At 54.2% G+C, this 23,396-nt stretch carries 15 protein-coding genes; 8 read left to right on the top strand and 7 right to left on the bottom strand.

Features of this window, described 5'->3' with window-relative positions:
- Positions 1-259: 259 nt before the first annotated feature.
- The 3 genes from prfB to ACKPCT_RS04605 form a co-directional block, all read right to left on the bottom strand.
- A protein-coding gene (prfB, locus tag ACKPCT_RS04615) for a peptide chain release factor 2 (RefSeq protein ID WP_139229250.1) occupies positions 260-1,394 on the bottom strand; the annotation gives its coding sequence in 2 pieces (ribosomal slippage) (positions 260-1,324 and positions 1,326-1,394; 1,134 coding nt in all).
- A gap of 131 nt (positions 1,395-1,525) precedes the next feature.
- The gene (locus ACKPCT_RS04610; protein ID WP_319568529.1) at positions 1,526-3,982 is read right to left on the bottom strand and encodes a penicillin-binding protein 1A; all 2,457 of its coding nucleotides are present in this window, start codon (positions 3,980-3,982) and stop codon (positions 1,526-1,528) included.
- Positions 3,983-4,344: 362 nt separating this feature from the next.
- Positions 4,345-5,607: an N-acetylmuramoyl-L-alanine amidase gene (locus tag ACKPCT_RS04605; protein ID WP_319568528.1), complete on the bottom strand. Its 1,263-nt coding sequence runs from the start codon at positions 5,605-5,607 to the stop codon at positions 4,345-4,347.
- Between the two features lie 790 nt (positions 5,608-6,397).
- Between ACKPCT_RS04605 and ACKPCT_RS04600 the strand changes: the two genes are divergently transcribed.
- Positions 6,398-9,559: an Rne/Rng family ribonuclease gene (locus ACKPCT_RS04600; protein WP_319568527.1), complete on the top strand. Its 3,162-nt coding sequence runs from the start codon at positions 6,398-6,400 to the stop codon at positions 9,557-9,559.
- A 124-nt stretch (positions 9,560-9,683) separates the two neighbouring features.
- Here the strand turns inward: ACKPCT_RS04600 and ACKPCT_RS04595 are convergent, their stop codons facing one another.
- Entirely contained in the window at positions 9,684-10,835 is a 1,152-nt protein-coding gene (locus tag ACKPCT_RS04595) for a pyridoxal phosphate-dependent aminotransferase (RefSeq protein WP_319568526.1), read from the bottom strand.
- A 187-nt stretch (positions 10,836-11,022) separates the two neighbouring features.
- Here ACKPCT_RS04595 and ACKPCT_RS04590 point away from each other — a divergent pair, with 187 nt between their 5' ends.
- From ACKPCT_RS04590 to aat, 6 genes are all read left to right on the top strand, one after another.
- Complete coding sequence (locus tag ACKPCT_RS04590; RefSeq protein ID WP_244544665.1) at positions 11,023-12,471, top strand: M48 family metalloprotease; 1,449 nt, start codon at positions 11,023-11,025, stop codon at positions 12,469-12,471.
- 193 nt (positions 12,472-12,664) lie between these two features.
- Entirely contained in the window at positions 12,665-13,456 is a 792-nt protein-coding gene (locus tag ACKPCT_RS04585) for a DsbA family protein (protein ID WP_319568525.1), read from the top strand.
- Between the two features lie 311 nt (positions 13,457-13,767).
- Complete coding sequence (gene aroQ, locus ACKPCT_RS04580; RefSeq protein WP_090071682.1) at positions 13,768-14,211, top strand: type II 3-dehydroquinate dehydratase; 444 nt, start codon at positions 13,768-13,770, stop codon at positions 14,209-14,211.
- A gap of 71 nt (positions 14,212-14,282) precedes the next feature.
- Positions 14,283-14,759 carry an acetyl-CoA carboxylase biotin carboxyl carrier protein gene (accB, locus tag ACKPCT_RS04575; RefSeq protein ID WP_090071684.1) on the top strand — a complete coding sequence of 159 codons (477 nt, stop codon included), beginning with the start codon at positions 14,283-14,285 and terminating at the stop codon, positions 14,757-14,759.
- A 21-nt stretch (positions 14,760-14,780) separates the two neighbouring features.
- Complete coding sequence (accC, locus tag ACKPCT_RS04570; protein WP_090071686.1) at positions 14,781-16,121, top strand: acetyl-CoA carboxylase biotin carboxylase subunit; 1,341 nt, start codon at positions 14,781-14,783, stop codon at positions 16,119-16,121.
- 124 nt (positions 16,122-16,245) lie between these two features.
- Positions 16,246-16,887, top strand: a complete 642-nt coding sequence (gene aat / locus ACKPCT_RS04565; RefSeq protein WP_319568524.1) for a leucyl/phenylalanyl-tRNA--protein transferase — start codon at positions 16,246-16,248, stop codon at positions 16,885-16,887.
- Between the two features lie 58 nt (positions 16,888-16,945).
- Here the strand turns inward: aat and ACKPCT_RS04560 are convergent, their stop codons facing one another.
- From ACKPCT_RS04560 to ACKPCT_RS04550, 3 genes are all read right to left on the bottom strand, one after another.
- Positions 16,946-17,332 (bottom strand): DUF2155 domain-containing protein, encoded by a 387-nt coding sequence (locus tag ACKPCT_RS04560; protein ID WP_319569383.1) that lies wholly within the window; start codon positions 17,330-17,332, stop codon positions 16,946-16,948.
- A gap of 312 nt (positions 17,333-17,644) precedes the next feature.
- Entirely contained in the window at positions 17,645-18,061 is a 417-nt protein-coding gene (locus tag ACKPCT_RS04555; protein ID WP_319568523.1) for an NADH:ubiquinone oxidoreductase subunit NDUFA12, read from the bottom strand.
- 110 nt (positions 18,062-18,171) lie between these two features.
- On the bottom strand, positions 18,172-18,924 hold the full coding sequence (locus tag ACKPCT_RS04550; RefSeq protein ID WP_319568522.1) for a response regulator: 753 nt from the start codon (positions 18,922-18,924) through the stop codon (positions 18,172-18,174).
- Between the two features lie 680 nt (positions 18,925-19,604).
- Between ACKPCT_RS04550 and ACKPCT_RS04545 the strand changes: the two genes are divergently transcribed.
- The gene (locus tag ACKPCT_RS04545; protein WP_319568521.1) at positions 19,605-23,327 is read left to right on the top strand and encodes a vitamin B12-dependent ribonucleotide reductase; all 3,723 of its coding nucleotides are present in this window, start codon (positions 19,605-19,607) and stop codon (positions 23,325-23,327) included.
- The last annotated feature ends 69 nt before the right edge of the window (positions 23,328-23,396 follow it).

Below are 23,396 nucleotides of genomic sequence, written 5' to 3'. Positions count from 1 at the left end.
TACTCGCGTTTCGTCTTTCGCATGAGTCATGCCACAAGGGATGGACAGTGGCACACTAAGACAGACCTCTTGCCTGCCCAACCTCTTCGCCGCCCCCCTTGGGCCACATAAATCTACAAACAGTCCGCCATAGAAAAAGCCCGGTCCTTGAATAAGAACCGGGCTTTCAATCATTTTGCGGAAGCTTCTTTGCGAAAAGGCGGAGGCTGTATCAGAGCATCCTCAGCACACTGCTTTCACAAAGCAAAATAAGCAGGCTTTAAACCAGATCCTCGACCTGATCCTCCCCTTCCGTACCATAGGCACGTTGGGCGAGCGCAGCTTCCATATAAGGTGTCAAAGCACCATCGAGTACATCTTGCGGACTGGTGCTCTCAACGCCGGTGCGCAAATCCTTGACCAACTGGTAAGGCTGCAGAACATAAGAGCGGATCTGATGGCCCCAGCCAATGTCGGTTTTGGAAGCAGCTTCGGCGCTGGCCTTGTCTTCACGAATCTGCAGCTCGCGCTCATACAGGCGCGCGCGCAACATGTCCCATGCCTGAGCGCGGTTCTTGTGCTGCGAGCGTTCATTCTGACACTGCACCACGATCCCCGTTGGATGGTGCGTGATACGAACAGCAGAGTCAGTCGTATTGACGTGCTGACCACCAGCACCCGAGGCACGATAAGTATCGATGCGGCAATCACTCTCGTTGATCTCGATATCGATGGTATCGTCAATAACCGGATAGACCCAGACGGATGAGAAAGACGTATGACGGCGCGCCTGACTGTCAAACGGCGAAATACGCACCAGACGGTGCACGCCTGACTCAGTCTTCGCCCAACCATAAGCATTCTCGCCCTTGACCATGATGGTAGCAGCCTTGATGCCAGCTTCTTCCCCTGCGGTCACCTCAAGAACATCGACCTTGAAACCGGCCTTCTCGGCCCAGCGGGTATACATCCTGAGCATCATCGACGCCCAGTCCTGGCTTTCGGTTCCACCTGCACCGGAATGCACTTCGATATAGCAGTCCATCCCGTCCGCTTCACCCGAGAGCATGGTCTCGATCTGCTGGCGGGAAATTGTTTTCAAGAGCGCATGAAGCGTGTCTTCCGCATCCTTGATCACGTCGGCATCATCTTCCATTTCACCCAATTCTATGAGCTCAATGGAATCTTCAAGATCCTGCTTAGCCTTGAGATAGCCGTTGATCGCCGATTCCAGCTTCTGACGCTCCTGCATCAGCTTCTGGGCATTCTGCGGATCGTTCCAAAGGTTCGGATCTTCCGCCAAGTTATTCAGTTCGAGCAGGCGTTTCTGGGCGACATCCCAGTCAAAGATGCCTCCTCAGCAGAGCAAGACCCTGCTTGATTTCGTCGACTACATTCTGGATTTCTGCGCGCATACTTTTCTCTTCATTCATCATAGAGAAGACAGACCCGCTGCCCTCACATTCAAACGATCAATCTTTCAGGTGACGAGAAGGCGGATGCAACCTTCGCCGCATCCGCCTCTCAACACGATAAGATTTTGGTTTTAATACAGACCACCAGTGCCTTGCGTCAAGGCCTGTTCGGCTTCTTCCGCCGTCACTGGCCGTCCCATATCATCGGTAAAGCCGATAACGGAATAGCTGTCTGGCGGCAGCGTGCCCGGCTTGAAGGCTTCCAGAATGACGCCGTCACTCTGGGCCGAAGCCCTAAGGCCCGTACGCCGGTCAATCGGAATTAGCTCAATGCCTTCAGGCACCTTGAATGGTTTCTTTGGCTTGTCTTTCAAAGCCACCTTCATGAACTCGGCAAAGATCGGAGCTGCCAGATGGCCACCCGTAGCGCCACGCCCCATTGGACGCGGCCGGTCATAGCCCACATAGACCCCAACCACCAGATCCGGCGAGAAGCCAACAAACCAGGCATCGCGCTCGTCGTTGGTGGTGCCGGTTTTACCCGCGATCGGCTTGCCAACCACCTTGCGAACAATCGTACCGGTGCCGCGCTGAACAACCCCTTCCATCATGGAAGTGATCTGATAGGCGGTCATCGGATCAAGCACCTGTTCACGGTTATCGATCACGGTCGGCTCGCCCTGATGTTCCCAACGCTGAACATTGCAATTCTCACAAATGCGCTGGTCATGCTTGTAGATGGTTTTACCATAGCGGTCTTGCACCCGGTCAACAAAGGTCGGCGTAATCCGCCGCCCACCATTGGCCAGCATCGAATAAGCCGTCACCATGCGCAGAACAGTTGTTTCCCCAGCCCCCAGCGCCATGGACAGCACAGGCATCAAATTGTCATAGATGCCGAAGCGTTTGGCATATTCAGCAACCAGCGGCATGCCCATATCCTTGGCAAGGCGCACAGTCATGACGTTACGGGAAAGCTCGATCCCCAAACGCAGGGTCGATGGACCATAGAATTTGCCGCCATAGTTCTGTGGACGCCAGATGCCCTGTCCGCCCCCCTGATCGATCTCGATCGGTGCATCCATAACAACGCTGGAAGGCGTATAGCCATTATCAAGGGCAGTCGCATAAACAAAAGGCTTGAAAGAAGAGCCCGGCTGACGATAGGCCTGCGTGGCGCGGTCAAACTGGCTCTGATCGAAGGAGAAGCCGCCCGCAATTGCCAGAATACGCCCCGTCATCGGGTCCATGGCAATCAGCGCACCGGAAACCTCGGGCACCTGCTCAAGCTCGAAGCTGCCATCGTCATTGGTAGAGACATAGACAACATCTCCCGGCGCCAATACGTCAGATGCGTTGCGAACCGCCTTGCCCTTACGATCTCCCTTGGACCATTTGGCCCATTTAAAGCCATCAAACGGAAGGGTCGCGATCTGGCGCTCGTTGGCAGATGCATTCTCGCCTTCCTCATCAGGCCGCAAGCCAATGGTTGCTTCTTTGCCTTCTGTAGAGAGCACAACAGCCAGCTTCCATTCAGGAACATCCGACAGCGGCTTCTGGTCCAGCAAGGCCTTGCCCCAGTCTCCAGCAATATCGATGTTGGTGATCGGCCCGCGCCAGCCCTTGCCCTTGTCGAACTTGACAAGACCATGGTTCAACGCAACGCGCGCTTCTTCCTGAAGCTTCACATCAAGAGAGGTCCGAACAGAAAGGCCACCGTTATAGAGCTTCTCTTCGCCAAATGTCTTGTCGATCCAGCGACGCACTTCCTCGGCAAAATAGTCAGCCGCAAAGATATGCGCGCCTCTTGGACGGAAGGTCACCTGCAAGTCCGTTGCCTTGGCCTTGTTGGCTTCCTCAACCGTTACATAGCCATTGCTGACCATCTGGTCGATAACCCAGTCGCGGCGCTCGATAGCCTTATCCTTGTGCCGGATCGGATGATAGTTGTTTGGTGCCTTCATCAAGGCTGCCAGATAGGCGGCCTCCGAGAGGGTCAGTTCATGCACGGACTTGTCAAAATAGTTGAGCGAGGCAGAGCCGATACCATAGACCCCGATACCGAAATACATCTCGTTGAGATAAAGCTCCAGAATCTCGGGCTTGGTAAAAGTCTGTTCGATACGCATGGAAAGCAGAGCTTCCTTGATCTTGCGCTCGTAGGATTGCTCCGAGGTCAAAAGGAAGTTCTTGGCCACCTGCTGCGTGATGGTCGACGCGCCAACGAGGCGACGATTCTGCCCCATATTCTTGAGGTTGGTGACCACAGCGCGTGCGATGCCGGTGAAGTCCAGCCCCGCATGGGTGTAGAAGTTCTTGTCCTCGGCTGAGATAAAGGCCTCTTTCACGCGATCCGGAATAGCCTGAATTGGCAGGAACAAGCGTCGTTCACGCGCATATTCAGCCATCAATTGACCATCAGTGGCATGAATGCGCGTGGTCACTGGAGGCTCATAATTCCGCAAGGCTGTGAAGTCCGGCAATCCGGCCATCATGGAATTCAGGAAGATATATACAGCGGTGGCGATCACAATGAACAGAACCGAACCTGCGGCAAAGAGAAAGCCGAAGAAGCGCCAAATTATCATATCTGTTCCTATTTATCCCGTATTAAAAGAGAGCGTAAAGCAGTGCGCGGCGTCATCCCGCATGCTCAGCAAATCGTCGGTTCACGATGCATCGACATCCCAACGGCAGCACCTTCCGACACAGGCCGACATAAGGCCAACCCAGTCTCAATCACGCACAGACTTATTCTGCCGCCAATCATTTTGCAACCATCACATGACATTGGGGCAGCAAAAGGGCTTTGTTAAGAATTTTATCCGCACCTAATCGGCCCAATTTTTGGTTGATATCCAGCAAGAAGGGCAGAAAATGGACATAAAGAGCGTCTGCGCCCTCTTCAGCCTGATCAGCCCTGGCGTAAACCGCCGCTGATTCTCGGGTTTTACCCCTTGGATGGCACAAACAGGGCGCTGGATTGAACAGACCGCCGGGCAAAGAATCCATTGATGGATTTGACGATGGACTTGATCGCCTTTTCCCGCCATTCCTTCGAGAGGAGATCCGCCCTGTCCTCCTTGTTGGACAGATAGCCCAACTCCAGCAGAACGCTCGGAATATCCGGTGCCTTGAGCACGCGGAAACCGGCGGATCGCTCGGGCGTTTTCGACAGCCGGATGGATGCCTTGAGCGCGCCCACGAGCGTACGGGAATAAAGCGCCGAATGGTTGGCCGTTTCCCGCCTAGTGAGATCAATCAAGATATCGGCAACAACGTCATCAGACTGGTCGATTTCCAGCCCGGCAATTAGATCAGAACGGTTTTCCTGTTGCGCCAGCTTGTGCGCAACCGCATCCGAGGCGCGTTCTGACAGCGTATAGACCGTCGCACCGCGAACATAATGCTCACGCACGATATCCGCATGGATCGACAAAAACAGATTTGCCTTGTGTTCTTGGGCAAAGGCAACCCGTTTGGAAAGAGAAATGAACCGATCCGTATCCCGTGTCAGCAAGATGCGAAACTGTCCCTCGGCTTCGAGCGCCTTCTTGAGCGATTTGGCAAAGGAGAGCACAACCTTACTCTCTTGCACCTTATTGGAAACAGCGCCTGTATCAATACCACCATGACCCGGGTCCAGCACGATAAGTGGACGTGTATCCCCCTCCTCTTTCTCGGCAACAGGTGCGGCAGGAGCCTTTACTAACGGACCCGTCTGGGGTTTACCATCCGCGCCAATACGGATCACATCCCGCAGAGACTGCTCTGCAAACTCGCGATCGCTAACGGCCTCGAGATTGAACACCAGACGGACTGGATTACCGTCCACCGCAGGAAGGATGTAAGCGCGCTCCACTTTGGTTGGACCGGCAAGATCCAGCACAACACGTGAGCCGGCATGCCCGAAGCGACCAAAGCGGAAATTCTGCACCATCGCCCGCTCGACAAGCCCCATTCCCTGCTCCATTTCAAAATCCATGTCAGGCAGATCAATCACCAGACGGTAAGGGTCTTGAAGAGCAAAGACGCTAAAGCCGACGGGTTCGGAAACATCGAGAATGAACTGCGCCTTCTCAGCATTGCCGTCAGTAAGCGCCCCCTGGATAGACACCATGGATCCGGCCTGTTCCTGCGCAGCAAGCGGACTGCAGAGCAAAAGCCCTACAAGCATCAGAAACCGTCCGACCAATCTCATAGCTGAAGTCATTTGCCTCTTTCCGTTGCAAAGGGTCTCATCTTGAGCGTAATGAAAAAAGAAATGTGGCAACAAGACAGCAAAACAAGCATTTTCACCGTCCTCGGCCAAATCGCAGAGTGGCGCCTCAGGGTTAACCACATCTTGACAGACAGCTGCTATACACATGTCTGCATGGAATATCTGTATATTTAAGTATAGATAACAAGCAAAAACAGCGTATCAACTCACTTGTTCAACCGCCTTGCACTTGCATATTTGTGTAAGGAACCCTACAAAGACCTTTAAGCTATTATTGCCAAGCAATGATCCGATTCGAGAATCCGCATTTCTGACAAAAGACAGAAGCGTCAAGAATGCGTGACTGGCGAAAAGACCCGACGCCCCTCAAAGACTGGCGTCATCCGGTGTTTCGCGCCGGCGAAACGGACATGCCAAGCTCTGGCAAATGGCCCGGAAATTCGGGATCGGCCCCGAAGACCATAACAAATTCGCAGCAATCTGGAGCGCGTACTTAAAGTCCCGATTGCTTGCCAAGAACCCCTGCCGAGGATGAAAAGCGTCCTCGGGCATCGAGTATCAACAAGAGGACCCGCCAAGGGATGTGCCAACAGATGAGTTATAAAGCCGGCGATAGCTTTGCAGAAAAACTGCATGCCCTGGCGCTCAGCCATTTGCACAGCCGAGAACCGATAGTGGTCGGGTCGTCATCAGACAAAAGCGGAGAAGCGCGAACCTGCCGAGCGTCGGCTCAGTCGGCCAGAACGGTTGTCGGCGCGCCTTTCCGTGGAGAAAACACTTTATGGCAAATCAAATGCTCGTTGATGCGACGCATCCGGAGGAAACCCGGGTTGTCGTCGTACGCGGCAATCGGGTTGAGGAATTCGACTTCGAGTCCGCCAATCGCAAGCAATTGCGCGGCAATATCTATCTAGCAAAGGTTACCAGGGTCGAACCGTCCCTGCAGGCGGCCTTTGTAGATTATGGCGGAAATCGCCACGGCTTCCTTGCATTCAGCGAGATTCATCCGGACTATTATCAAATCCCGATGGCAGACCGTCAGGCTCTTCTTGAAGAAGAAAAGGGCCACGAAGAAGACGAGGTTCAAGAAGAAGAAAAGCCGGCAAAAAAATCCAGACGCCGCCGCTCTTCGCGCAAATCAGACAAGCAGTCTGCAAAAGCCAACAAGCCCGACACTTCCGAACAGGAAGACAATGAAGTGCACGCAGACGCTCCGGCCACCTCTTCCGAGGAACAGGCATCGGGTGAAAGCGCTGCTGTGTCTACCGCTGAGACAGCTCAAAGCGCAGAAGACACTGAAAGCACTGCGGACGCAGCACCTGCCAGCGAGACAAACGACGCATCTGCACAGGCACCGGAAGCAGAGCAAACCGCTTCCGAAACTCAGGAAGAAGCCGCATCTGAGCCAAGCTCTCAAGACGAGTCTGATGACACCACGACCCCTTCTGCTCAGGCACATGCCGTAGCAGAAGATGAAACTGTCAGCGTTGATCCGGAAGATCTGGATGACGAAGACGATGAGGACGACACTCTCTCCGCTTCTGATGATGATGATGAAGAAGAAGATGACGACGATGAAGAAGAAGATGCTGATGTAGAACATGTCGGCGCAGAAGATGCTCTGGAAGAAGTGCCAGAACGTCGCAGCCGTCGTCGCGTCAAGCAATATAAGATTCAGGAAGTCATCAAGCGCCGCCAGATCCTGCTTGTTCAGGTCGTTAAGGAAGAACGTGGCAACAAGGGCGCAGCCCTGACCACCTATCTGTCTCTGGCCGGTCGCTACTCCGTTCTGATGCCTAACACGGCACGCGGTGGAGGCATCTCCCGCAAGATCACCAATGTATCCGACCGCAAACGCCTCAAGCAGATCGCTTCCGAACTGGAAGTGGCTGATGGCATGGGCGTTATCCTGCGCACGGCCGGTGCGTCACGCACCAAAACCGAAATCAAGCGCGACTTCGAATATCTTCTGCGTCTGTGGGAGAATGTGCGAGATTTGACACTCAAGTCCGCAGCTCCGATGCTCGTCTATGAAGAGGGCTCGCTGATCAAGCGATCGATACGCGATCTCTATAACAAGGACATCGATCAGGTTCTTGTCGCAGGCGAAGAGGGCTACAAGGAAGCGAAAAGCTTCATGCGCATGCTGATGCCAAGTCACGCGCGCAATGTTCAGCCATACCGCGAGCCGCAGCCGATCTTCACGCGCCTCGGCATCGAAAGCCAGTTGGACGCAATGTTCAGCCCGCAAGTGACCCTGAAGTCTGGCGGCTATATCGTGATTGACCAGACCGAAGCCCTCGTCTCCATCGATGTGAACTCCGGCCGTTCGACCCGCGAACACAATATTGAAGACACTGCGCTTTCTACCAACCTTGAAGCGTCTGAAGAAATTTCACGCCAGCTACGCCTGCGCGACCTTGCCGGTCTTGTCGTAATCGACTTCATCGACATGGAAGAAAAGCGCAACAACCGTGCAGTTGAAAAACGCCTAAAGGATTGCCTGAAATCAGATCGGGCCCGCATTCAGGTTGGCCGCATCTCGCATTTCGGACTGATGGAAATGTCCCGTCAGCGTATCCGCACCGGCGTGCTTGAAAGCACCATGGACCCCTGCCCGCATTGTCAGGGCACCGGTTATGTGCGTGCTGCAGCCTCTGTTGCACTGCTGGTTCTGCGCAGCATCGAAGATCACCTGCTTAAGGGCGTCAACCACCATGTCGTGGTCCGCACCCGTAGCAACGTCGCGCTCTATATCCTCAACGAGAAGCGCGCAAATCTGTTTGAGCTTGAAAACCGCTTTGGCGTTAACATCCATGTGGAAGTAGACGATCACATGGAAGGCAAGCATCTCGAGATTGATCGCGGCGAACCGCTTGAGCAGCCGGTAGCGCCAACGCCAACCATCTCCATGCAAGCCATGGAAGTTGTTGTCGACGAAGAAGACGAAGCCTTCGAAGCCTATGAGCAGGCTGAAGAGGAGAAGGAGCGCGAAGAAGAAAGCAGCTCCAAAAAACGTCGCCGTCGTCGCCGTCGTAAGAAGGCCCAATCGGAGGCCAGATTTTCCAGCGACGACAATGAGCAGTCAGACGAAGAAAATGGCGACGAGTCCAATGGCGACTCCGAGCAATCCGCAGAAGCGCGCGATGGTGACAACAATGGCGAAGAGAAGCCTAAGAAAAGTCGCCGCCGGGGCCGCCGCGGTGGCCGCCGCAATCGTCGCAACCGCAACAGCGATGCTGAAGCACAAGAAATGACGGCAGAGGCCATGGAAGTGGTCGGCGAAAGCCCTGCAGTCTACAATCTTTCGGGTGATGACAGCACCGAGAATGTCTCGGCTCCATCCAGCGAAGACGCCTCGCAACAGGCCTCCTCTGAGCTGCCCTCAGCCGATGCTCCAGCACCAGCCGCAGACGCACCGGAAGCCGCTGATGTAGCTGCCGTATCGCCAGAGCAGTCTGACGATGATACAGCTCAGGTAGAACCGGCAGCTCCGCAGGAAGCCTCTTCTGACGCAGAGCTACGGGCGCAACAGGAAGAAGCCGGAGACGCCACTGCGAATGGTGACGCGACCAGTGAAGCAGAACCGGCACCGGTTTTCGTCGCTCCGACCGAAGCCGCACCCGTTGATGCTACGCCAGTTGATGCTGGGTCAGAGGAAAATACATCTGAGGAAACGGCAAATGGTGAAGACATGAGCCAGGCACCTGCATCAAATGCAGCCCCTGCTGAAGTGATCGTCACCGATGCTGCAAGCGAAGAAAAGCCTGAAGATGATGCTGATGCAAACGCCGATCAGCCATCGGAAGACACCTCCGTCCAGCCGATAGCGGCGGCCTCTGAAGAGACTGTGATCGCCAAGAACGAGCCGGAAGAGACCAAGGAAGAAGACGACGATCGTCCCAAGCGGACCGGTTGGTGGAACCGCTCTGGATTTCTTTAAGCGTTTCTTTTGACGCCCAATATTAAAAAGCCGCATCCCTTCATAGGGATGCGGCTTTTTCTTTGTTCATTTCCGATATAAAACCTCAAAAACAGACGCACATCGAGCGCGCCCCGCGCCACGATCAGACGAGCCAGTCTCCCAGCCGCCGGATTCCTTCATGCATTGCCTCTTCGGTACCGGCAAAGGAAAGCCGCACATAGCGGTGGCCGCGTTCACGATCAAAATCCGCTCCTGGCGTGATAGCAACCCCTGCCTCAGACAGAGAACGCAGGGCAAAATCCATTGAGTCATTGGTCAGCTTGCTCACATCACTGTAAACATAGAAGGCACCATCCACCGGCATGAAGTCTCCCAGCCCGATCTTGGACAGCGCCTCCATCAAATAGGCACGATTGCGCCCATATCCAGCCTTGACCAGATCCAGTTCCTCATGAGCATCGAAAGCAGCGGCCGCAGCCACCTGCGAGAGCATGGGCGGGCAGAGATAGAGCGACTGACTGAGGCACTCTACAGAGCGCTGAGCCATCTCAGGCAACACCATCCAGCCAATGCGCCATCCTGTCATGCAGTAATATTTGGAAAAGGAGTTGATGATCACCACGTTGGGAGAATAGCGAAGCGCCGTCTCGGCCTTCATGCCAAATTCGAGGCTGTGATAGATCTCATCGGAAATGAACCAGATCCCAAGCTCGTCGCATACATCGACAACCGACTTGAGCGCCTCGCCATCCATAATCGTGCCGGACGGATTGGCCGGGCTCGCAATCAACACGCCCTTCACCGGTTTTTCCGCATGCACCCGCCGGATATCCTCGGCCGTCAGGCTCCAGCGATCCTCGGCCCGCGTTTCCACCTCGACAACTTCCAGACCGAGCGAGAAAAGAATATTACGATAGGCAGGATAGCCCGGGCTTGGCAGAATGACCCGGTCGCCCACTTCAAGCAGCGACAGAAAGGCCAGATTAAAGCCTGCGCTGGAACCGGTTGTTACAGCCACAGCATCAGGTGATACAGTCACGCCATAGTGGTCATCGTAATGCTGCGCAATACGCTCACGCAAAGCCCGGATCCCCAAAGCATCGGTGTAGCCAATACGCCCATCAACCAGCGCCTTCTCTGCCGCTTCCCTTACCAGCTTGGGCGCAGGCGCTCCGGGTTGCCCGATTTCCATATGGACGATATCTTTTCCTTGGGCGGCAAGAGCGTTGGCCTTTGCCATAATGTCCATCGCAAAAAACGGCTCAATCGTGCCGCGCTTGGAAATGCTGCGCATTTGTTATTTCCTTTTGGCTCTACTATGTGTCTGTATGGCCGCCAAATATTTCTATGCCACATTTTGACCATGGCCACGGGCAAGGATTAAGCTCAACAAGTCGAATCCATGCCGCCAGACAGACAGTGGCTTTGATCTCCGGTAGATCTCTTTTTGGGGATTTAGAAAATCAAAGAAGGTTGTGATCATGTTTAAAGACTTAGGTACCAAGTCTTTGCGAAAAGTTCCACCCATTGCCGAACGGAAAGCACACCGTTCCCTAGCGAGCGTCGGCCATCGGCTGGCTTGTGCACTGATGACGCTGCTGATCAGCCTGCAGCCATTGCTACTGGCCACGTCCAGCGCCGACGCGCAGGGCCGCCGCGTCCAGTTGATCCGCGATGCAGAAACCGAGGAACTGATCAAGGACTATGCCCGCCCGATTTTCAAGGCGGCAGGCCTCAAGCCTAGCAATATCCGCATCCATCTGGTCAAGGATAATAGCTTCAACGCCTTTGTTGTCGATAGCAAGCGCATGTTCATCAATACCGGCACCATTATTCAGGCCAAAACACCCAATGAAATCATCGGGGTTCTGGCCCATGAAACGGGCCATATTGCCGGAGGTCATCTCATCCGGTTGCGTCAGGCCATGAAACGCGCTCAAACGATCGCGGCAATCGGTATGTTGGCAGGAGCAGGAGCCATGGCAGCAGGAGCTGCCGCCGGTTCGGGCGATGCTGCACGAGTGGGCACCGCCATCGCCAGCAGCTCGCCCGGCATTGCACAGCGTACTTTCCTGAGCTATGCCCGCACAGAAGAGACCGCAGCGGACCGCGCCGCAATTCGCTACCTGGCCAAAACCGGTCAGTCAGCGCGTGGCATGTTGGAAACCTTCCGCCGCTTTGCTGATCAGTCTCTTTTCTCCAGCCAGTATGTTGACCCCTATATCCAGTCGCATCCCCTGCCCCGTCAGCGCATTGCACAGATTGAGCGATTGGCCAAAAAGAGCAAATACTACAGCCGGAAAGACAGCGCTTCGTTGCAGCTGCGCCATGATCTTGTACGCGCCAAGCTCGCCGCATTCACACAAGACCCAAAACGCGTCATGCGCAGTTTCAAGGGCAGAGACCTGCCGAGCCTCTATGCGCAAGCCGTCGTCACCTATCGTCTGGGCAATCGCAACAAAGCCATCCGTCAAGTAGACCAGCTCATCAAGGCCCAACCGAACAATCCCTATTTCTGGGAGCTGAAAGGTCAGATCTATCTGGAAACGGGCATGGCAGACAACGCCATCGCCCCCTTGAACAAAGCGGTTTCCCTGCGCCCCGATGTCGGCATACTCCGCGTCATGCTTGGGCAGGCCATTCTCTCGTCAAAGAATAACAGAAACTATAGCGCAGCTGTCAGCCATCTTCAGCGCGGCTTGCAGAATGATCCGGATCTTGCGGTTGGCTATCGTTTTCTGGCACAGGCCTATGAAAATCTGGGCAACCGCGCCAAGGCCGAAATCGCAACCGCCAACGGCTATTTCGCCTCTGGTGACATTTCGGGAGCAAAAGCCATGGCTGCCCGGGCCAAGAAAAAGCTCAAACGCGGCTCTCCAGAATGGCTTCAGGCTGATGACATCATGTCGTACAAGCAGCCCAAACTCTAGCGGCTTGAGGCAAGGGATGCAGAGCCTTGCTCGACAAAGCACCGCGCCCCGAAAGGGCGTGGCGTATGGTCACAATCAAGTGAACAATTTGAGAATTGTCTCCCATCCTCATCAAACTGCCCTATTCTCAGAGCCATTCTAACAGACCAAAATGCTTGCTTACCAAGACAGAAACGCACAAGGACGCCTAATCATGCGCCACAGTTTTTCAAAGATTTCCTCTCTGTTCGCTGCCATAACCTTCATGGGAGTTGCATCCATGCCGGCCAGCGCAGCTGAATTCAACACTGAGCAGAAGCAGGAAATTGAGTCCATCATTTCTGACTATCTTCTCGAAAACCCTGACCTCATCCGTCAGGTCTTCACCATCCTCAGCCAACAGGAAGCAGAGAAGCAGAAGCAGGCGGAGCTTGAACGCGCCAAATTGGCCCAACAGGCACTGGTGGAAAATCAGGAAGAACTGTTCAACGCCAAGGATCAGATCGTGTTGGGCAACCCCAAGGGTGATGTGACCCTTGTCGAATTTCTTGATTACAACTGCGGCTATTGCAAACAGGCCTTCGGTAGCATGTTGGAGCTAATGGATTCTGACAAAAACCTTCGCGTCGTTCTGAAGGAATGGCCAATCCTTGGCCCTCAGTCGCAGGAAGCCGCTTTGGTCGCCGTTGGTGTTACCAAAGTTGCGCCGGAGAAATACTGGGACTTTCACAAGGCCATGATGACCATGCGCGGCACGGCCAACAAGGAATCCGCACTGCGCGTTGCTGAAAAGCTCGACATCCCACGAGAAGAGCTGGAAAAGCTCTATGAAGACACAGACACCCGCAAGCCGATCATGGATGCTTATAGACTGGCTGATGCGCTTAACCTGAATGGTACTCCGGGTTATGTTTTGGGAGACGAAGTCATCCCGGGTTATATTGCTTTGGAAGCCTTTGAAAGCAAAATTGCCAACTTGCGCAGCTGCGGCTCGACCAGTTGCTGATAAAGCGAAACCACGCTGGGTAGAAAAGACTTGGAGAGGCGTCCTTATACGCGCCTTTCCCTATTTCCCCAGCAGTTTCCCGCCAAGGTGCAAATCTGCCTTAGAATAGTCTTTTTTGCCAAAAATCATGACGATAACTAGGAATGAAAAGCATTACCGCCCTTTTCATATCTTTTCACTGAGCTAGGGACCGCCTATAAGGAACCACTAGAGGTCGCCCGCCTCATCGAGCCACCTCTTGCCCAGATCCAAAGGCTTCATTTGGTAAGGGCAAACGTTACGAATTACTAGTCTCTAGCGCGGAATGCGAAATGACAAACACGCTTTATGTTCTCAACGGCCCCAATTTGAACTTGCTTGGTCTGAGAGAACCCGGCATCTACGGCGCCACCACCTTGAAAGACATCGAGGAGATGTGCAAGGAAAAGGCTGCTGCCATGGGGTGGTCGATCGTCTTTCGGCAGAGCAATCATGAAGGTGAACTGATTGACTGGATTCAAGAGGCCCGTGAATATGCACGCGGCATCATTTTCAATCCGGCAGCCTATACCCATACATCCGTCGCTTTTCAGGATGCGATCCGGGCGGTCAGCCTTCCAGTTATCGAAGTTCATCTCTCCAACATTCACGCACGCGAATCCTTCCGTCATCATTCCTATGTGTCTCCCGCAGCGCTTGGCGTCATATGCGGGCTCAACGCAAAAGGATATGTATTGGCGATCGAAGCGCTCGTGGATCATCTAGAAAGCGCATAAGGGAAACCTGCCATGTGCTCCAGGCCAAACCTTGTTGCTTGCCTGGTAATCAACCAACGGAATGCGAACATATGACCAAAGAAAAAAGCAAACTTGATCCTGATTTCATCCGTCAACTGGCGGAGCTGGTTAAGTCTCAGGACCTGACTGAAATTGAGATCGAGCAGGAAGACTTGCGTATTCGTGTTGCCCGTGAGATCGTCGTGCAGCAGGCCGTTGCAGCGCCTCAGGCTGCTGCTCCATTGGCTGCGCCTGCCGCCGCCGGAGCCTTGGCGCCTGCCCCAGCCGCTGGTGCTGAAGCTGACGCCAATCTTGCCAACGCGGTCCGTTCACCGATGGTCGGTACTGCCTATCTCTCTCCGGAACCGGGCTCTGCTCCATTTGTCTCCGTAGGCGATCAGGTCAGCCTGGGCGATACCCTCATGATCGTTGAAGCCATGAAAACCATGAACCAGATTCCTGCCACCAAAGCCGGCAAAATCACGGCTATTCTGGTGGAAGACGCCCAGCCCGTCGAATTCGACGAGCCGCTGGTCATCATTGAATAGTCAGGAATGTAGGGGAAATCCATGTTTTCAAAGGTTCTCATCGCAAACCGGGGTGAAATCGCCCTTCGCGTCTTGCGAGCCTGTAAAGAACTAGGCATTCAGACGGTGGCCATCCATTCCACCGCTGATGCCGAAGCAATGCATGTCAAACTGGCAGATGAAAGCGTGTGCATCGGCCCGCCGTCTGCCCGTGACAGCTATCTCAATATCCCGCAAATTCTGGCTGCCTGTGAAATCACCGGCGCCGACGCGGTCCACCCCGGTTACGGCTTTCTGTCCGAGAATGCCCGCTTTGCGCAAATTCTCGAAGAGCACAAGATCAGCTTTATCGGCCCGAGCGCGGAACATATCCGCATCATGGGCGACAAGATCGCAGCCAAGCAAACCGCAAAACGCCTCGGCATTCCGGTGGTTCCCGGCTCTGAAGGCGGGGTCGACAGCGCTGAAGACGCCAAGCGCGTTGCCGCAGAAATGGGCTATCCGGTGCTGATCAAGGCCGCATCAGGCGGTGGTGGCAAGGGCATGCAGGTTGTGCACTCCGAAGACAAGATGGAACTTGCCTTCACCACAGCCCGCTCTGAAGCAGCAGCCAACTTCGGCGACTCCACGGTCTATGTCGAGAAATATCTCGAAAAGCCGCGCCACATCGAAGTGCAGGTCATGGGTGATGGCAAGGGCCACGCCATCCATTTGGGCGAGCGCGATTGCTCTTTGCAGCGCCGTCACCAGAAGGTCTGGGAAGAAGCCCAATCCCCTGCTCTGAATTCGGAGCAGCAGAACCGGATTGGCGATATCTGTGCCAAAGCCATGCAGGGTCTTGGCTATTCCGGAGCCGGTACGATCGAGTTTCTTTATGAGAATGGTGAGTTCTATTTCATCGAAATGAACACCCGCCTGCAGGTAGAGCATCCGGTCACCGAATCCATTACGCGCATTGACCTTGTCAACGAGCAGCTCAAGGTGGCCTGCGGTGCCGGTCTTGATATCCGTCAGGAAGACATCAAGTTCCAGGGCCATGCCATCGAATGCCGTATCAATGCCGAGAACCCGGAGACCTTCGTGCCTTCACCGGGCAAGATCACCTATTATCATCCACCAGGAGGCCTCGGCGTGCGCGTTGATTCCGGCGTCTATCAGGGCTATTCCATTCCGCCCTACTATGACAGCCTGATCGGCAAACTGATCGTAACCGGTCGCAACCGGGTGGAATGCATGATGCGCCTGCGGCGCGCTCTGGATGAATTCGTCGTTGACGGCATCCAGACCACGCTGCCTCTGTTCCGCGATCTGGTTGACAATGCCGACATCGCCAACGGTGCTTATGATATTCACTGGCTGGAAAAATATCTTGCTTCCAAGTAAAGCATTGCCTTGAATTTCCATTCAGCACAATATTATGAAGACCGCGCACATTGGGCGCGGTCTTTTGCGTTCCAAAGGTGACAATTGCACAAACTGTAAAGAGAGCTGTGGTAAAGTCCCGAGCATGACTGACGACTCATCCTTCATGGAAATCACCCCCCAGATTCTTCTCAGGGCCTATGCCTGCGGCATTTTCCCCATGGCGGAAAGCGCCGATGACCCTTCCATGTTCTGGATCGAACCGGAACTGCGCGGCATCATCCCACTGGATGCCTTTCACATCCCCAAAAGAATGCGCCGTACCATGCGCACGACCCCCTTTCAGATTCGCGTCGACACGGACTTTGGTGGTGTTATGGATGCTTGTGCAGAAGCTGCACCGGATCGCCCCACAACCTGGATCAATCCGCAAATCCATATGCTCTATAGGGAGCTGTTTGACATGGGGCACTGCCACTCGGTGGAAGTGTGGGATGGAGAGCGGCTCGTAGGTGGCCTTTATGGCGTCAGCTTGGGGCGGGCATTTTTTGGCGAGAGCATGTTCTCACGCGAGCGGGATACATCCAAGATGGCGCTGATCCATCTGGTTGAACGGCTCAACGCAGGGGGCTTCACGCTGTTGGATACGCAGTTCATCACCGACCATCTTAAGCAGTTCGGCACCATCGAGATACCCAAGGAAGAATATCACGCACTGCTGGACCATGCCATGCATACCCGCGCCGACTTCTATGCCCTCGACAAGAAGACCGAAGACGAAGCATAACGCACTGACTTGAAAAGAAGACTGTTTACACCCACCGGATCAATGGATGGTTGCCATATCAATTGGGTGAAGGCACTTCTGTGGACTGCTTACAACCAACCAGCCAGACATCATAAACCGGATGCTCGACAGCATTCATGCCGGGACTGGAGGCAAACATCCAGCCGGTGAAGATCCGCCGCACTTTGCGCTCAAGCGTAATCTCGTCCACCTCGACAAATGCGGTTTCCTCCTGCCGCTCCGTTTCCGGACGCGTATTGCAAACCCGTGGGGTTACCTGCAGGGAACCGAACTGCACTGTCTCATTGATATAGACATCAAACTGGATCATCCGGGCGGTGATCTTGTCCAGACCAGCGAAAGTGGCAACCGGATTGGAAACCTCTTCTGCCTTGACCTGCAAGCTCATCAAGCAACCCAATAAGAACAGAGAAGCAATCACCATTCTTCTCATGATCCAGCCCCCTTTGCGGCCCTGCATAATATTCATTCAAAACTCCGACAATCGGCGGCCCTGTATCAGCTTAGCCAAACGAAGCGCCAAGACCACCCCGTTCCTAGCCCTCTTTTAGGGCAAAAGGCAAGGCTGATTTGCCGATACCCCCGGCTTGGCGGCAGAAGTCCATTGAACCGCCATACACCCTTGTGGCGGAGATACGAGGCAGGATTGTGACTGGAAGGCATGCTTTTGGACAGAAAAGGCGATTCTTTATGTCTCGCCCTATTCAGACAGCATTGAGGAATGGGCTGGGCCGGCTTAGGGCGCCCATGCTTCATAGTCCGGCGCGCTATCGGATTTCTCAGTTTTGGCTGCCAGAAGAGATCCCTTCGGCCGATAGGCCTTCCCGGTGCCGGTCATGTTAGGCTGATGCGCACGCTCCCAAGACCAGTGCTGAATAGCCTGCTCGCTGGGTGGCACATCGGTACGGTAATGCATCCAGCCATGCCAACCAGCCGGAATAGCACTCGCCTCCGCAGGATTGGCATAAACCACCCAGCGGCGTTCACCCTTGCGATTGCCCGTATAGCTTTTGTTTTTGGAGACATTCTGCTTGTAATATTTGTTGCCGAAAGTGTCCTGGCCAACGAAAACTCCGAACCTTTTGGTGTGCAACCAGGTTCCGAACGTCGTTTTACCCCACCATGTGAACAGAAGAAGCAGAAAGTTTTTCATGACGACCCGTTATTTATGCAGTTCGAACAGGGACACTATGACTACATATTTTCGCGGATGTCCAGAGACGGCAAGGAAAAATCCGACGAATGGATTGCCCTGCCCGCCGCCTACCGCCGTCGGCCGCCAACGCTGGCAAAGCGTGGAGATCTCGATGGTCGCGACGAGGTAGATGCAGCATCACCTTCTTTGTGGGACCGACCAGAGCCACGACCGCTCCAGAGAGACGGTTTGGCCTGTGCATCAATAAATTCTTCCTCTTCGTCGGCTTTATGCAGAATGCGGTCAACATCGCGCTGGCTCCGTCTGGCCTGCGGCAAGGTCTGTTCATGGAACTGGCGCGCCTTGGCAAGAGAGCGCAATCTGTTGCGCTTTTCCTCAAGCACCTCTTCCATGCCATCGATCACATAGCGATCCCCATCAAGGAGCATCAGTCGTTTGTCGCTACATAGGGACGCGATCCTGTGCTGAATCGCAGCAGACGACATGGGCTTGGCCAGAACATGATGCGCCCCGGTTTCAAACAGTTTGGCCACACGCTGCTCTGTCGCATGGGCCGTCACCACGATCACCGGAATGTAGCATAGTGGCTTCATCGTTGCGTTGCGGATAAGGCTGAGCAACTGCATACCAGACATGGGGGCCATGTTGAGGTCGGTGACAATGACATTGGGCGGTTCATGCATGATGGCATGCAGTGCAACATCGGCCCGATCATAGGTGCGGACCCGAGCGACCTTCATCGAAGAAATCATTGATCGAATCATTGTCAGCACAGACTTGGAGTCGTCGACAATAACAATATCGAGCGATTCGATACTAAGCCCGTAAGCCGCATGATGTTCCAGAAATCCATCCAACATTCTGTTTTCTCGCACCTTTTCCTGAGGTTGAAGGACAGGATGCCACAGAGCGATTAATTCACGTTCAAAAAGCGGCGGTGAATTTGATTTCAATTTTAACAGATTTGTTTCAGCGCCTAAGAAAGTTAATTTCCCCACTGCTCCACCATCCAAGGCGCAGATTTTTCCCATTCCTGATCGGACCACAAAAAACACTACATATAGATTGACAGAAAAACACGACCCACAAGGAATAGTCCTTCTTGCGTTCATCATCGCAAGAATCCATAATCCGAACCGTCAAGACAGCGGCGTCTCTGGACTTGTGCTCCAGACTTCCTGTTCCAGCATCATTGAAAATAACCAAGCTCGAAATCGAAACGGCCAGTGGGTAACTCTGTGTTTGTTGAAAGGTTCGGGTTGGGGATTTTTATGCGCTTAAAACAGGGGGAAAAAAGCAAGAAGCACAAGATATAGGCTCGCCAACATAACATAGACACCATATATAGATTTTGTTAACCTTATGAGAATCTACTGGTGTCATCAAAACGAAGCCATTGTGCCACGATTCGCTTGTGACACAGATTCAGAATTTCACAGAAGATCGGCTCTTTCCGAGGCCAGGAAACCCGATTGACTGACCCATTCAGCCTGCTGACGCCAATTGAAAGTCAGCAATACCTTTGCCAAGGGGATTTATAATGCGTGTAGAGCGGCGCTATACCACTGAAGGAAAATCAGCATACGATTCCATCGAGTTTCGTAAGGCTACGAGTGAAATCCGCAACCCGGACGGGTCAATCGTATTTCGTCTCGAGAATATCGATGTACCAACAAGCTGGTCTCAGGTGGCCGCAGATATTCTTGCTCAGAAATATTTCCGCAAGGCAGGCATACCAGCTGCGCTGAAACGCATTGAAGAAAATTCCGTTCCCTCCTGGCTGTGGCGCTCCGTCCCGGACGAAGAAGCGCTGAGCCAGCTGCCTGAAGACGAACGCTTCGGCCCGGAAATGTCCTCCCAGCAGGTTTTTGACCGTCTCGCTGGCACATGGACCTATTGGGGCTGGAAAGGTGGCTATTTTGACACCGACGCCGACGCCCGCGCCTTTTACGACGAACTGCGCTACATGCTCTGCACCCAGCGCGTCGCACCGAACTCTCCGCAATGGTTCAACACCGGTCTGCATTGGGCCTATGGTATCGATGGCCCGAGCCAGGGACACCATTATGTCGACTTTGAAACCGGCCGCCTGACCCGCTCCGCAACCGCCTATGAACATCCGCAGCCACACGCCTGCTTCATCCAGTCCATCTCTGATGATCTGGTCAACGAAGGCGGCATCATGGATCTGTGGGTGCGTGAAGCACGCCTGTTCAAATATGGCTCCGGTACCGGCACCAACTTCTCCTCTTTGCGCTCCGAAGGGGAACCCCTTTCCGGTGGCGGCAAAAGCTCTGGCCTGATGTCCTTCCTGAAAATCGGCGACCGCGCCGCTGGCGCCATCAAGTCAGGCGGCACCACGCGCCGTGCGGCCAAGATGGTTGTGGTCGACATCGACCATCCGGATATCGAGGCCTACATCAACTGGAAGGTCAAGGAAGAGGAAAAGGTCGCCGCGATCGTTACCGGCTCCAAGATCGTTTCCAAGCATCTCAAAGCCATCATGAAGGCCTGCGTCAATTGCCAGGGCTCCAACGATGAATGCTTTGACCCGGCAAAGAACCCTGCCCTCAAGCGCGAAATCCGCGCTGCCAAGAAGATGCAGGTGCCGGAAAACTATATCCGTCGCGTTATCCAGTTTGCCAAACAGGGCTACAAGGATATCGAGTTTGATACCTACAACACCGATTGGGATAGCGCAGCGTATCTGACGGTGGCTGGCCAGAACTCGAACAACTCCGTTCGTATCACCGACGATTTCCTCAACGCAGTGAAGGAAGACCGCGACTGGAACCTTATCGGCCGCATCAAGGGCGACGTCCGCAAAACCGTTAAAGCAAAAGAGCTTTGGGAACAGATCGGTTATGCCGCATGGGCTTCTGCCGATCCGGGCCTGCAGTTCCACACCACGATCAACGACTGGCACACATGCCTAGCTGATGGCGAAATCATCGCCTCCAACCCCTGCTCGGAATATATGTTCCTTGACAATACGGCATGTAACCTGGCTTCCATCAACCTTCTGCAGTTCCAGCAGCAGGATGGCAACTTCGCTGTCGAGGAGTTCGAGCATACGGTACGTCTGTGGACCATGGTTCTGGAAATCTCGGTTCTGATGGCTCAGTTCCCGTCTCCGGAAATCGCAGAGCGGTCTTATCTCTATCGTACCCTTGGTCTGGGCTATGCCAACATCGGCGGCCTGCTGATGACCTCCGGCATCCCTTATGACAGCGACGAAGGCCGCGCCATCTGTGCCGCCATCTCCGCTCTCATGACCGGTACGTCTTACGCAACCTCGGCAGAAATGGCCAAGGAACTGGGTGCTTTCGAGCGCTATGAAGCCAACGCGTCCCACATGTTGCGTGTCATCCGCAACCATCGCCGTGCCGCCTATGGCCACACCGATGGCTATGAGGATCTCGACATCAATCCGGTGCCGCTTGACCATGAAAGCTGCAAGGACAAGACCCTGATCAATCATGCTGTCGAAGCATGGGACAAGGCCCTCGAACTCGGCCAGCAATATGGCTATCGCAACGCACAGACCACCGTGGTTGCCCCAACCGGCACCATCGGCCTTGTCATGGACTGCGACACCACCGGCATCGAGCCAGACTTCGCTCTGGTTAAATTCAAGAAACTCGCTGGTGGCGGCTATTTCAAGATCATCAACCGTACCGTTCCTAATGCCCTGAAAAAGCTTGGCTATAACGACCAGCAGATCAAGGATATCGAAACCTATGCGGTTGGTCATGGAACGCTGAAAAGCTGCAACGCCATCAGCCACAATGCTCTGAAGGACAAAGGCCTTACAGACGAGAAGCTGGAAACCATCGAAGGTGGTCTTGCCAGCGCATTCGACATCAAGTTTGCCTTCAACAAGTGGACCCTTGGCGAAGACTTCTGCAAGGAAGTGCTTGGCGCGAGTGACGAACAGCTTGAAGATCCGCATTTCGATCTGCTGGCCCACATGGGCTTCAGCAAGGAAGAAATCGACGTTGCCAACATTCATGTCTGTGGTGCCATGACCCTTGAAGGCGCTCCGCACCTGAAGGACGAGCATCTTCCGGTCTTTGATTGCGCCAACCCATGCGGCCGCATCGGCAAGCGTTATCTCTCGGTGGAAAGCCACATCAAAATGATGGCTGCGTCCCAGCCCTTCATCACCGGCGCGATCTCCAAGACGATCAACATGCCCAATGATGCATCGGTCGAGGATTGCAAGAACGCCTACATGATGTCCTGGCAGCTGGCGCTGAAAGCCAACGCCCTGTATCGCGATGGTTCCAAACTGTCCCAGCCGCTCAACAGCCAGCTGTTGGACGACGATGAAGACGAGGCAGAAGATGCTGTCGAAGCAATTGCTGCTGCACCAATGCCGGAACGAGCGGCTCTGGTGTCCGAGAAGGTTGTCGAACGTGTGGTTGAACGGGTTGTCGAGCACCGCGTGCGCGAACGTCTCAAACTGCCAGATCGCCGTAAGGGCTACACCCAGAAGGCAACTGTTGGTGGCCATAAGGTCTACCTGCGGACAGGCGAATATGACGATGGTCAGATCGGCGAAATCTTCATCGATATGCACAAGGAAGGCGCCGCTTTCCGCAGCTTGATGAACAACTTTGCAATCGCCATTTCTCTCGGCCTGCAATATGGTGTGCCGCTTGATGAATATGTCGACGCCTTCACCTTCACCCGGTTTGAACCGGCTGGCATGGTGCAGGGCAACGAAGCCATCAAGAACGCCACGTCCATTCTTGACTATGTCTTCCGCGAGTTGGCCGTGTCCTATCTGGATCGCCACGATCTGGCTCACGTCAATCCGGATGACATCGCCACGACCTCGACAGGCAAAGGCAGCGCTGAAGGCAAGGTTCCGGTGCCAATTTCAAAAGGTCTGCTGCGTGGTAAAGCCGAGCGCTTCAAACTCGTGGATGGCAAAGAATATGCACGTCTGCAGGAAGAGCACGCCCATCACCACAGTCATGACCATGATCACGATCATGATCACAGTCATGCAGCAACCCCGGCAACCAAAACAGCGATGCCATCTAACACGGCAACCATGCTGAAGTCGGAAAGTCAGGTTCAACCTTCTGCAACACCGGCTGTTGGCAAAACCGAAAGCAAGGCCGACCAGATCGCTTTGGCGCGCATGAAAGGCTACGAAGGTGAAAACTGCTCTGAATGTGGCAATTTCACCATGGTGCGTAACGGCACCTGCCTGAAATGCGACACATGTGGTGCAACGAGCGGCTGCTCCTGATCACAGTCAGCCATTGGGTGCAAAGCACCCAACATAGGAACAAAAAAAGCCCCGCTCACATCGAGCGGG

This window comes from Cohaesibacter marisflavi, from assembly GCF_963665895.2.
GTDB classification, from domain to species: domain Bacteria; phylum Pseudomonadota; class Alphaproteobacteria; order Rhizobiales; family Cohaesibacteraceae; genus Cohaesibacter; species Cohaesibacter marisflavi.
The sequence above is the reverse complement of the archived record's forward strand: the minus strand, read 5'-3'. Positions and strand labels throughout refer to the sequence as shown.